Origin of the sequence: Leifsonia tongyongensis (assembly GCF_010686705.1) — a bacterium.
In the GTDB taxonomy this organism is placed as follows: domain Bacteria; phylum Actinomycetota; class Actinomycetes; order Actinomycetales; family Microbacteriaceae; genus Diaminobutyricibacter; species Diaminobutyricibacter tongyongensis.
Window position 1 is genome coordinate 528,007 of record NZ_JAAGWY010000001.1, and the last position, 11,239, is coordinate 539,245.

Consider the following 11,239-nt stretch of genomic DNA (forward strand, 5'->3'; position numbering starts at 1 on the left):
GACTGCGGGCACCGTTATCGGACCGCGCTTCAATATCCAAGTGGCCCGGGGGCGCGCGGTCGCGCAGGCGCGCCATAGGGTACCGTGCGTGTGCAAGGACTCCACCACCGCACCGCAGAGGCAGCTGACCACAACTCAGCGAGCTCAGGCCGCGACAATTGAACGGGTCGCGTCCTTGTCGGAGCTCTTTTGGGAGCATTCGCTCCCCAACTCGTTTCACCGGACCGCGAGTAGCGGAGTGCTCGCTGTCACCGTTTCCCGATGCCGTTCTGGCGGGAGTAAGGCGATCGCGATGGCGGTGGTGACGGGCATGGCCAGGACGAGTCCGATGGCGCTGCAAAGGGTGCGAACGATTTCGGTTGCAATGTCCTCGTGGGTGAGAAGTTCGAACGCGGGCCGGTTGTAGAGGGAGACGACGACAAGCACTGCCAGCCCGGTTCCCGCGTAGGCGAAGACGATCGTGTAGATGGATGAGGCGATGTGGTCGCGGCCGATGCGAAGCGAGCTGGTGAACATGGCCCTGCGGGACATGTGCGGGGATGCTGCGCGCAGTTCCCATGCTGCTGAGGCTTGGGTGACGGTGATGTCGTTGAGCACGCCGAGGCCGGAGATGATGATGGCGCAGGTGATCAGGCCGCGGTAGTCGATGGCTGTTGTCAGGGTGGAAATGGTTCCCGTGGCGTCGTCGCCGACGCCGCTGAGCCGGGTGCTGACAACCTCGAGTTGGGCGATGAGGGCGGTGATGGCGATCCCGCCTACTGTGCCCAGCAGGGCGGCACACGTGCGCATTGATATCCCATGCGTGAGGAACAGGACGATGAACATCATCCCGCAGCTGGCGAACAGTCCGACAAGGAAGCCGGGTTCGCCAGCGATCAGCGCGGGCACCACGAACAGAAAGAGCATCAGGCCACTGAGCCCGAGGGCGATGACGGCGAGGAGCCCACGCAACGCTCCGACAGCGACGACTATTGCCACGAATGCGATGGCCCACCACACGACCGGCTGGTTACGCTCGATGCCGAAAACCGAGAACGATCCGATCGTGGAGCCGACCGCACCGTTCTGAGCATCCGAAGACGTCACCTGACCTTTCGGCGGCGGTGTGACCGTGAGCCTGAGCTGGTCGCCGGGTTGCAACCCTGCCCGTGAGTACGGCCAGAGGATCGGCATCGTCAGCGTGCTGCCCGAACCTTTGCCGTTGAGCAGGCGAACTTTCGCCGACTGACAGAATTGCGTACCACCTGGGCCGGTTGATTTCGGTGGCGCGCCATTGCCGAAGAGTTGCGGGCAACTGTCGTGGATGGTCATGATCCGCGCGTCGGAGAACGTGACTCCCTTGCCGGCAAACGCTGTCTGCGACGTTGGTTGCGCGGCCGGCCGACCAGCCGGGGGCCATAAGGCGATCACTCCCGCGAATGTGATCGCTCCGAGAATCGCGAGAGCGGTCACAACGATCACTTGCGAGCGAAACGCGATCCGCACCTTCGAGGGCTGACCGCCATTCGAATGGATCAAGGAGTGCGACACCCGCCCAAGAATACGACGCCCACCCCGAAAGCTCGAACCTCGGTGCAGGTGGCGCCTGAGGGCATTCTCAACAACAGCGGGTGCCGTCCCTGTCGGCCAGCGATTCGTCAGCGAGTCGTTAGGATCCGCCCCGCGCCCGTAGGGAGATCGCAAGGATTTGATCCGCCGCGTCTGACTCGGCACATCCTGTTCTCGTGGGTGAGTTTCTGCGCGAGCTGACCGAGGGCACCAAGCTCTGGGGCACTGTCGATGTCTCGTCGGCGGGCCGGAGCATGTGGCATCGGGACCGGATAACCGTCTATCCCCCGGGGACGACGAGCGCCGAACGACGCGCGCTGCATTTTGCACGCAACTGGCCTATCGCAGGCGCGGTCATCGCACTTCTGCTGATGATCATGTTGGGCGGCGTCTGGCAGCCTGAGGTCGTCGCGCTCGGCGCGGTTTTGCTGTACCTGGCAGGGTTCTTGCTCGGAGCCCGGCTGACGCACGGTCTTCGGAATCGGGTCCGTTCGCTGTCGGTCATCAGCATGTACGTTCACGGTGTGCTCGAGGTGGACGGTAACGCGTCGCTCCTGCGAGAGACGTCCGCGGCTTTCGCGTCACTGGATGCACGGCGTCGGGCCGGCGAAGTCAGTCCTGTGCAGTACGAGGCGGAGTGGGCTCGGATCTACGAGACGCTGCCAAGCTCGAGGGTTGCCGTCAGGGCCTGAGAGGACCGGTCGGCTACTGCGAACCCAGAACCGAAGCGAGGGCTGTTCCAGCGCATACTCGATCACGTCCCCTGTATCGGTCCAAGTTCGGCAGGCCAGACTCGTCCTGTAGGCGAAACCCGTCGGTGAGCGGGTCAACGGTTGTCATTTGATGAGTGATCAACGCCGAGCGGTACCGCGTGTCCGAGTCGGCTGGACGCGCGCTCAGCTCAGCGCGTTTGTTTGGGCAGCAGAGCTAGGCGGTTGTGATCGTGCCGTCCCATGCTGCGCCTGCCGGAACGGAGGCGTGCTGATGGATCAACTGCCAACCGTTGTCCCGCTTCTCGAAACAGTCGGTCTGACGCGCCAGTACCTGCTTGTTGTCGCCGCTCTTGGTCACGATGTTCGACCGCTGCACCGTGCAGACGACGCCCATGTTGCCGTTCAGCATCACGTCCATCTCAAGGATCTCGACGTTGATGGATTCGAAGCCGCCGAACACCTTGTCGAACATCTCCTTCGCTGGCTGCACGCCCTTCGACGCGAAGGGCGGAATGTCAAACCAGAGCACATCGGGAGCCCAGTGCCGTGTGCTGTGCTCGCCGGTCATCGACTCGGCCATCTCGTTGACGATGGAAACGATGGCTTCCCTGTCTTGACTGCTCATTTGTGTCATCTCCATTGACGTTTAGGTCCGATTGGCGGCCTGGTTGGCCGCCTCGATAGAAGCTTCGGGTATGCCCTTGCGGGAGCTGCAAGACCCAAATCCACGCTCTTATCTCCCCTAGGAGGAGGTCTCATAATGGGGTCCATGCCCTCATCGCTAGCTATCGGGGACTTCGCCCGCGCGACGCACCTCAACATCAAGACGCTGCGCCACTACCACCGCATCGGGCTGCTCGTACCTGCCCACGTAGACCCCGACACCGGACACCGACGCTACGCCACGAGCCAGATTCAGACGGCGCAGGTCATCCGCCGTTTCCGGGCGCTCGACATGCCCCTGCAAGACATCCATGCAGTGATCGCCACCCCGGACCTGGCCGCCCGCAACGCGCTTATCGCCGGCCACCTCCAACGCCTCGAAGCGACCCTCGCCCGGACCCAGGAGGCAGTCGCATCACTACGCGATCTCCTCGAACCGCCCCTCGACGCGGCACCAGTCGCTATCGAGCATCGCCGGATGCCCGCCACGCCGGCCGCCGCAGTCAACGACGTGATCGACGTCAAGGACGCCACCGGCTGGTATCAAGGCGCGCTCGGCGAGCTGCACGCGCTACTCGTCGCCCAGAAGATCGCTCCCGGTGGTCCTGGGGGCGCGATCTACACCAACGACCTGTTCACGCACGGACGCGGCGAGGCGACCGTCTTCGTGCCCTGCGATCAGACGGTTCGGGCCACCGGACGGGTAAGCGCCCTCGTGATCCCCGAGGCTGACCTTGCTCTGACCACGCACACCGGGCCGCACGATGGCGAGATCGACCGGGCCTACGGATCACTCGCCACCTACGTCACCGACCATGCCCTCGCCATCGACGGGCCAATCCGCGAGTACTACGTGATCGGTGCCCACGAGACCAACGACGAAAACCAATGGCGCACCGAAATCGGCTGGCCAATCTTCCACACCGGCCAGCCCAACAACCAAGCCGCAAACCAACACAGAGACACCCGAAACTAGAGCGCTCAGTCGCAATCGTTCGACGATCGCTGCATGATGTGATGACCGGCAATCAGGAGGACTCGATGAAAGAGCGCGTGCTCGATCTGGTGTTCCTCGTCGGCGTCCTGCTCAAAGGCATCGACGGCCTGGTCGAGTTGATCGGCGGAGCACTTCTGCTGTTCACCAGCCCGGCCCAGCTCCAGGGGGCCGCCAACGCTGTCACTGCGGAAGAGTTGTCGGAGGACCCGCACGACCTCATCGCCAACCTGATCATCCACGGCGTATCCCAGGTCCACGCCGGCGGGGTGGTGTTCGTCGCCGCCTACCTGCTGCTGCATGGCGTCGTGAAGATCGCGATCGTGATCGCCCTGCTGATCGGCTCGCGTCGGGTCTACCCGTGGGCGATGGGCGCTCTAGGAGCGTTCCTGATCTTCCAGCTCTACGAACTGGTGACCAAGCCATCCATCGGCGTCGCCGTCCTGACCGTCTTCGATGCAGTCATCATCTGGCTCACCTGGCGGGAATGGCGGCGAGACCGCGAGTTGCGCGACACCTGGCGATCCACGGTGAACTGGGTCTTCCGTCGTCCCGTCGCAAGCTGAGACGACCCGCTGGCGTACGGCAGGTCACTCAACGGGTCGCGGAGTTCGGTCTCCTGGGAAAGAAGACCCGTAGGGGCAGCAATAGTCCGATCAATGACAGCGCGATGAACACAACCTGATGGATGTGGTCGTTGCCAGGCGGGAGCCGCCAGAGCAGGTGTGCCATCCAGAACAACGGGTAGAACCAGAGTGCCCACCACGCCCACCGTTCCAGCCGCCGGTACGGTACAAGCGCAATGAGTCCACCGAACAGACCCAGTCCGACAGACGCCAATCCGTCCGCACGATACAGCGGTTGGTCGCCGCCCATCGGGACGACCAAGACCACGAGGCCGAAGGCGAGGATGCCCGCACTGACGACCGCAAGACAAATCCAGCCGATCAGCACCGTGGGCCTTGCTCGCACGAGATGACTTTACGCTGTGCGACTGCGCGCGTCTGCCCGCCACGTCGGGACGTGACGGCCAGGTCGAGCGGGCGGGGTTGCCCCGAGGTGGCGGGCTGAGGGTCAATCGGAAGCGTCCATCCTGGATACAGCCCTTGCACAGCCGCTCACGCCAGACTCTTTCTGTACGAACTCGAAGATTCGCCCGGATCGACGCACTCGGCGATCCGTGCGGGGGTGAGATCGTGAGCGTCATCGTCGTTGCGCCTGACTCGTTCAAGGGCTCCGCCACTGCCGCTGTCGTCGCTTCGGCACTCGCCGAGGGGTGGGCGTCCGAGCGGCCACGGGACCACCTCGTTCTGGTACCGATGGCCGACGGCGGGGAGGGCACGCTCGACGCCTTCGCGACAGCGGTCCCGGGGGCGATCAGGCGACCGGTGCGCGTGCTTGGTCCCGCCGGCGTCGAGGTCGACACCGGCTGGCTGGAACTACCCGACGACACAGCCCTCGTCGAACTGGCCGACACCAGCGGCCTCGGTCGGATGCCGGAACTCGCGCCGTTCGCCGCCCACACTGTCGGCTTCGGCCAAGCGATCGCGGCCGCCCTCGACGGCGGTGCGAGCGCCCTGCTGCTGGGGATCGGCGGCAGCGCGTCCACCGACGGCGGAGCGGGCGCGCTGCTTGCGCTGGGGGCACGGTTGCTGGACGCGGCGGGCCGTGACATCCCGCTCGGCAACCGCGGTCTCGCTGTCCTCGACCGGGTCGACTTCTCGGAATTGCGGGCGTTGCCAGACAGTGGAGCGCGCATCCTGAGTGATGTCACGAGTCCTTTGGTCGGGCCAGCCGGGGCGGCAGCGGTGTTCGGACGGCAAAAGGGAGCGGCCGAGGCAGATCTTCGGGTTCTCGAGGCCGGACTTCGACGGCTCGCCGACGTTCTGCGGGACGCCGGCGTGACCGCCTCGCCCGACGCACCGGGCGCGGGTGCGGCCGGCGGTGCGGGCTTCGGGCTGCTCGCGTGGGGCGCTCACATGGCGCCGGGAGCGGCCGCTGTCGGAGAGGCGCTGAGCCTGCCGGCCGCCATCGGTCGGGCGGATGCGGTCATCACCGGCGAGGGCCGGTACGACGCACAGTCTGCCGCGGGAAAGGTGCCGGAGTACGTGGCTGGTCTGGCGCGGGGGGCCGGGGTGCCAATCCTGCTCGCGGCCGGCTCTATCCAGGCGCCGACGGAAGCGTTCGCCGGGGCCGTCGCCCTCGCCGATCTGGCCGGCGGGGCAGACGCCGCGATCGCCGATCCACAGCGCTGGGGGCGCTCCGCCGGTGCCGCGCTCGCCGCGCACTACAGCAGCCGCCAACGCCACTAATCGGCCGATCTCACCCGCGGATTGTCGGCGCCTCGTGCGCACGACCATTCTCCCGTCCCCGCCACGTCGGGATGTGCCGGCCAGGTCGAACGGGCGGGCTTGCCCCGAGGTGGCGGGCTGAGGGGTCAGCTGACGCCGCGGCCCTCGGCGATGTAGGCGAGGCGCTTGAGCGTCTCGATGTTCCGGAGATACAGCGGGATGTTCATCAGAGCGTCGGGGACACGAGCAGCCGGACCACTGACGGCCTTCTCGATGATCCGCACCCGGCAGCCGCGCAGGTGCGGTTCGATGTCGATCTGCACGCGGGACCCCCCGAGCGGCCAGCCCTTGGGTCGAACGACGATGTGGGTCGGCGCCCTGAGCTCGTCGACAGTGGTCTCCTCATTGATGAGAAGGGGCCAGACGCCGAACGAGTGGTGGAGGGACGACCCGACCTGCGGCCAGAGGTCGTCCACAGCGCGCATCCGGGACGCTCCCACCACCCAGCCGGGGAACAGCCAGCCGTCGCTGAGCACGGCGAAGACCGCTTCGGGTGTGCAGGACATCACTCGGGTGTTCGTTGACACGGGCTGCTCCTCGCGGTCGGATGAATCGTGGCGGGTCGGGCGCTTCGTCAGCTCGATGCGTCGGCCGGGACGCGGACGGTGAGGGCGCCGGGCTCGAGCCAGGCCTTGAACGCCGTCGCCTTGCCGAATTCGTCGCCGTCGAGTTCGATCTCTTCCGGGCGCGAGAGCCGAGCAGTGAAGCGCGTGCCTGTCTGGTAGCGCAGACCGCTGTTCCGGGGCTCGGGGTTGAGCGCTTTTCCGGCCTTGGTGCGACGGACGACGCCGTTGATCCAGGCGATTTCGAACCAGACACGGATCCAGCCGAGCGCAGTCTGGGGGCGCATCATCAACAGGTCGAACACGCCGTCGTCGACGACAGCATCGGGCATGAGGACGATCTTGCCCGGAAGGGAACCGCAATTGCCGATGATGATGGTGTCGAGGGTGGCGCGTCGCCGTTTGCCATCGTCGAGCTGGTAATCCAGATGAAGCTCATCGGGATCCCGCAGTGACTTCGCGATGGCGTCGACGTAGGCAGCCCAGCCGGCTTTGGCTTTGAGGTCTTCGTCGGTGTTCTGGATCATCTTCGCGTCGATGCCCATCCCGGCCATCACGACGAACGCGTGCCTGTCGCGAGACGAGTCGTCACGCTCGATGTCGATCATCCCGAGATCGATCTGTCGATCGGTTCCGGTGAACGCGGCATGAATCGACGCTTTCATGTCGTCCAGCACGAGTTTGAGGTTGCGGGCGAGAAGGTTGCCTGTGCCCGACGGCACGAGCGCGACGACCGCGTCACTTCCGCGGACGGCTTCGGCGACCGCTCGTACCGTGCCGTCACCACCGGCGACGATGATCAGGTCGGCTCCGTGGTCCAGGGCCTCCTGCGTAACGCCTTGACCCACATCCTCGACCGTCGTTTCCTTCCAGATCGTCTCGCCCCAGCCGGCCGCGACCGCTTCAGCCGCGACGACCTCACGAAGCGCGTCGAGGTCGACTTTGATCGGGTTGTAGATGACGGCAGCGACCTTCGGGTGATTGTTGCTCATTCGTTTGTCCTCCAACGCTTGAGTGTGCACTGAATCCACCCCAGGAGCGAGGGGTTGCTTTTCGCACGCCGAGTGTGCGAGGGGCATCCGTGACGCCGTTATCCGTCGCGGGATCCGTTGTCTTTAAAGGTGGCGGGTCGCGCCTGGCGCCAACGGCCGGCGACCCGCCGCTCCGCGGGGGCGGCCGCGATTTCCGGGAACGGAAGAGAGCCGGGTCAAGGTGAACGGTGCACACCGGCTGGGGGGTGGATCCCCGAGCAGGCACGGGAGACACCTCGCGCCTCGCGTGCCGACCCACGGTGCTCGCACGACGCTCGCAGCCGTCAGCGCACTTACCTTGGCGACGAGTGCGTTCGGAGGAATCGACCCCGCCCCGACCGCGGATGCGGCCACTCCCCCAGCGGGCATCCCCGCGGGGCCCGTCCAAACCTTCCGCGTTGGAACGGCCGTGCTCGCACCGACCGTGGCAAGGGACCCCGCGACAGCAACGACGCAAGCGAGCCTGGACGCCGTCCGAAATCGCGAAGCGGAGGCAGCTGCGCTGGCTGCGCACGAGCTGGCCGTCGCTGCCGTGGCCCACCGAGGCCCCACCCACTTCCATCCACCGGCACTCACGAGAACCGGAGAAGCGATCGTCGCCTACGCCCGGCAGTATGTCGGCCTCGTTCCATACTCCACCGGGGCGTCGCCGAGCGCGGGTTTCGAGTGCGACGGATTCACCCAATGGGTGTATGCCGCGTTCGGGGTCGCGCTGCCTCGGGGCGTGAACGAGCAGGCAGCTCTCGGGACGCCGGTCCCGCCTGCAAAGGCTCGCGCAGGCGATCTCGTCGTCTACCCGGGCGAACACATCGGCATCTACGACGGCCGTGGCGGAATCATCGACTCCCCCGACTGGGGTCGATACGTCTCGCACCGCAGCGTCTGGGGCCACCCCGTCTTCGTGCGGATCCCCTGACAGGCGGGCTGCGAGGGGGTGGAACTGCACAGGTCAGTACTCCCGATGTCCGCCGCCAGCACGATCGTTCTACTCTTAGCTGAAGTGCACTTCGCGCAGCCAGAGGAGATGCCGATGTCCGAGTTCGACACGAAACAGCCGGCGACGCCATCCGAGCGGGAATCGAACGCGGATCTCGTCCTCACACCACCGCGGGCCGTTTCCGAACTGAATGACGACCAGGCGGTCGGGATGGTCGCGCTCCCTCCCGAGAAACGTGCCGAGATCGTGAAGAAGGCCGAAGAGTTCGTCGCGGCCCTGTCGGCCGAAGAGCCGGGAAGCCCGGAGTTCACCCGCAAGGTCGACGACATCGCGCGGATGGGCGAGAAGGAGATCCGGTCGTCGGCCGACGTCTCGAACCGGATGCTCGAGCGACCGGCTTCGTCGCTGGCGTCGGCACGCGGGCGCGGGCGGCCGTCCGACCCGCAGACCGATGTGGCACGCACACTCCAGGACCTGCGCGCGACGATCACCGATCTGGACCCCGGGCACGCCGACCTGACCGGCGCGAAGGGCGTCTTCGGGCGCATCCCGGGCGGCCGCAGGCTGATGCACTATTTCGAGCGCTACCAGCCGGCGCAGAAGCACCTGGATGCGATCATCACGGCGCTCATCTCTGGTCAGGATGAGCTGCTGAAGGACAACGCCGCGATCGAGCTCGAACGGGCGAACCTCTGGAAGACGATGGGGAAGCTCGGTGAATATGCGACCCTCGCCGCCGCGCTCGACGATGCGACGGAGGCACGGATAGCAGTGCTTCGAACCACCGACCCGAAGATGGCCGACACCCTGACAGCGGACGCGCTGTTCCCGATCCGCCAGCGCCGGCAGGATCTCACCACGCAGATCGCCGTGTCGGTGCAGGGCTACCTCGCGCTCGACGTCGTCCGCAGGAACAACGTCGAGCTCATCAAGGGCGTCGAACGCGCCCGCACGACCACGGTTTCCGCGCTCCGCACGGCCGTGATCGTCTCGCAAGCGCTCGCGAACCAGCGGTTGGTGCTCGACCAGATCAGCGCACTCAACGATGCGACGAACGCGATGATCGAGCGCACCGGCGAACTCCTCAAGCAGCAGACAACGATGGTAAACGAGGGAGCCGCGTCGTCCGGGGTCAGCATCGAGACCCTTCAGCACGCGTTCGACAATGTGTTCGCGACGATGGATGCGATCGACGGTTACCGCGCACAGTCGGTCGAGACGATGGCGGTAACGGTGGATGCGCTCGAGAAGCAGGTGGCCCGGTCGCGGAGCTACCTGGACCGCTCGCACTCCGGCACGAACTGAGCGGAGCCAGCCGGCGCGACGACGGGAGGGCGGCCGCCCCGGTCAGGACAGGTCGAGCCTCGAGGTGGCGAAGCGGTCGGCGAGGAAGCGGCCGTTGACGAGCAGAGCGGATGCGTCGTGATCGACCGCGGCATCCCGCATCCGCTTCGCCGCGCTTTCGAGCGCGCCCAACTGCGCGACCAGCGCCCGGGCGGGTGTCGTCCCGTCGGGAAAGACATGCTCGACGGCCCAGTCGGCGGGCAGGGAGAGATAGGCGCGAAGCGTGTCGGGCAGGTAGACCATCGCGGTCCGCCGCACGATGAGCTCCGGCTCGCCCTGCCCGGCGACACGCGCGAGGGTGTCGACGAGGAGTTCGGCGATGCGCCCGACAGCTGCGACCGCCTCGGAGGGCACGCGACTGCCGAGCCGCGCAGGCAATGTCAGGAGGTCGCCTTCGAGGGTGGACTCACTGACGCGGATCTCCGACCCGGCCGGTTCGATCCCGAGCGTCTGCAGCGCGCGGGATGCGGATGCGGAGTCGCCTGCCGCATCCGCAGCGAGCGCCGCGACCTGCCCCGCGAAGGCCGTGAGCCATTCGCCGAGCGTCATCGCGTGAGTGGAGATCGTCGCTCCGCGGTAGACGCGTGCCCACTCGGCTTTCCAGTGCGGACCGGGGTCGTAGCTGAGTCTCAACGCTTCGTTGGTCCCGGTGAGGCGTACCTCTCTTATGAGTCCGGGGCGACGGGCGATCCTGTCCGCCAGCGTGCGCGGGCGATCGACGGTGAGGACGCGGTCGAGCACCTCGGCAGGAAGTGTGCGGGCGACGCTGGCGACGAGGTCGCCGAGGAAGGCTTGAGGGTCGGAGTCGGCCGTGGACGGTTCGGTCATCGCGCACGTCCCTCCGTCGATCGCCCCACCCGATCATCCAAGCACGTCGGGCCGCCCGGAAGAACACGACTTCGGGCGGGGGTTCCCGCCACTTCGCGACGTGCCCGCCACGTCGAGCGGGAGGGGATGCCCCGAGCTGGCGGGGACGCGGCTGGCCCTGCTGGCGAGGGCTGGCGGGGGCCGGCGGGGGCTGGCGGGGCTGACGGGGACACGGCTGGCGGGGCTGACGGGGGCCGGCGGGGACACGACGCCCGGCACCCCGGGTGC

General features: G+C 66.6%; 12 protein-coding genes. 6 read left to right on the plus strand and 6 right to left on the minus strand.

What is annotated here, in order from left to right:
- Positions 1-216 precede the first annotated feature (216 nt).
- Positions 217-1,173 (minus strand): YibE/F family protein, encoded by a 957-nt coding sequence (locus G3T36_RS02690; protein WP_163287866.1) that lies wholly within the window; start codon positions 1,171-1,173, stop codon positions 217-219.
- A 551-nt stretch (positions 1,174-1,724) separates the two neighbouring features.
- On the opposite strand from G3T36_RS02690, the gene G3T36_RS02695 reads away from it, so the two are divergent.
- A complete protein-coding gene (locus G3T36_RS02695) occupies positions 1,725-2,240 on the plus strand; it encodes a DUF6611 family protein (RefSeq protein WP_163287867.1) in 516 nt (171 codons plus the stop codon).
- 235 nt (positions 2,241-2,475) lie between these two features.
- On the opposite strand, the gene G3T36_RS02700 is transcribed toward G3T36_RS02695, so the two are convergent.
- Complete coding sequence (locus G3T36_RS02700; RefSeq protein ID WP_163287868.1) at positions 2,476-2,901, minus strand: YybH family protein; 426 nt, start codon at positions 2,899-2,901, stop codon at positions 2,476-2,478.
- A 120-nt stretch (positions 2,902-3,021) separates the two neighbouring features.
- On the opposite strand from G3T36_RS02700, the gene G3T36_RS02705 reads away from it, so the two are divergent.
- Both G3T36_RS02705 and G3T36_RS02710 read left to right on the plus strand, forming a co-directional pair.
- Positions 3,022-3,900: a MerR family transcriptional regulator gene (locus G3T36_RS02705; protein ID WP_205244992.1), complete on the plus strand. Its 879-nt coding sequence runs from the start codon at positions 3,022-3,024 to the stop codon at positions 3,898-3,900.
- Between the two features lie 41 nt (positions 3,901-3,941).
- Positions 3,942-4,484 (plus strand): DUF2127 domain-containing protein, encoded by a 543-nt coding sequence (locus tag G3T36_RS02710; protein WP_163287869.1) that lies wholly within the window; start codon positions 3,942-3,944, stop codon positions 4,482-4,484.
- Positions 4,485-4,512: 28 nt separating this feature from the next.
- Here G3T36_RS02710 and G3T36_RS02715 read toward each other — a convergent pair whose 3' ends face one another.
- Positions 4,513-4,890, minus strand: a complete 378-nt coding sequence (locus G3T36_RS02715) for a hypothetical protein (protein ID WP_163287870.1) — start codon at positions 4,888-4,890, stop codon at positions 4,513-4,515.
- Between the two features lie 224 nt (positions 4,891-5,114).
- Between G3T36_RS02715 and G3T36_RS02720 the strand changes: the two genes are divergently transcribed.
- Positions 5,115-6,230, plus strand: a complete 1,116-nt coding sequence (locus G3T36_RS02720) for a glycerate kinase (RefSeq protein ID WP_163287871.1) — start codon at positions 5,115-5,117, stop codon at positions 6,228-6,230.
- 125 nt (positions 6,231-6,355) lie between these two features.
- On the opposite strand, the gene G3T36_RS02725 is transcribed toward G3T36_RS02720, so the two are convergent.
- On the minus strand, positions 6,356-6,796 hold the full coding sequence (locus G3T36_RS02725; protein WP_163287872.1) for an SRPBCC family protein: 441 nt from the start codon (positions 6,794-6,796) through the stop codon (positions 6,356-6,358).
- A gap of 47 nt (positions 6,797-6,843) precedes the next feature.
- On the minus strand, positions 6,844-7,824 hold the full coding sequence (locus tag G3T36_RS02730; RefSeq protein ID WP_163287873.1) for a diacylglycerol/lipid kinase family protein: 981 nt from the start codon (positions 7,822-7,824) through the stop codon (positions 6,844-6,846).
- Positions 7,825-8,110: 286 nt separating this feature from the next.
- Between G3T36_RS02730 and G3T36_RS02735 the strand changes: the two genes are divergently transcribed.
- Together G3T36_RS02735 and G3T36_RS02740 are read left to right on the plus strand one after the other, a co-directional pair.
- Complete coding sequence (locus G3T36_RS02735) at positions 8,111-8,779, plus strand: NlpC/P60 family protein (RefSeq protein ID WP_163287874.1); 669 nt, start codon at positions 8,111-8,113, stop codon at positions 8,777-8,779.
- 114 nt (positions 8,780-8,893) lie between these two features.
- Positions 8,894-10,105 carry a toxic anion resistance protein gene (locus G3T36_RS02740; protein WP_163287875.1) on the plus strand — a complete coding sequence of 404 codons (1,212 nt, stop codon included), beginning with the start codon at positions 8,894-8,896 and terminating at the stop codon, positions 10,103-10,105.
- A 42-nt stretch (positions 10,106-10,147) separates the two neighbouring features.
- On the opposite strand, the gene G3T36_RS02745 is transcribed toward G3T36_RS02740, so the two are convergent.
- A complete protein-coding gene (locus G3T36_RS02745) occupies positions 10,148-10,972 on the minus strand; it encodes a hypothetical protein (RefSeq protein WP_163287876.1) in 825 nt (274 codons plus the stop codon).
- Positions 10,973-11,239 lie beyond the last annotated feature (267 nt).

Coding starts and splice junctions, on each gene's coding strand:
- G3T36_RS02705 (WP_205244992.1), top strand. CDS start 3,022: ATGGGGTCCATGCCCTCATCGCTAGCTATCGGGGACTTCGCCCGCGCG.
- G3T36_RS02740 (WP_163287875.1), top strand. CDS start 8,894: ATGTCCGAGTTCGACACGAAACAGCCGGCGACGCCATCCGAGCGGGAA.
- G3T36_RS02745 (WP_163287876.1), bottom strand. CDS start 10,972: ATGACCGAACCGTCCACGGCCGACTCCGACCCTCAAGCCTTCCTCGGC.
- G3T36_RS02710 (WP_163287869.1), top strand. CDS start 3,942: ATGACCGGCAATCAGGAGGACTCGATGAAAGAGCGCGTGCTCGATCTG.
- G3T36_RS02730 (WP_163287873.1), bottom strand. CDS start 7,824: ATGAGCAACAATCACCCGAAGGTCGCTGCCGTCATCTACAACCCGATC.
- G3T36_RS02700 (WP_163287868.1), bottom strand. CDS start 2,901: ATGGAGATGACACAAATGAGCAGTCAAGACAGGGAAGCCATCGTTTCC.
- G3T36_RS02690 (WP_163287866.1), bottom strand. CDS start 1,173: ATGCCGATCCTCTGGCCGTACTCACGGGCAGGGTTGCAACCCGGCGAC.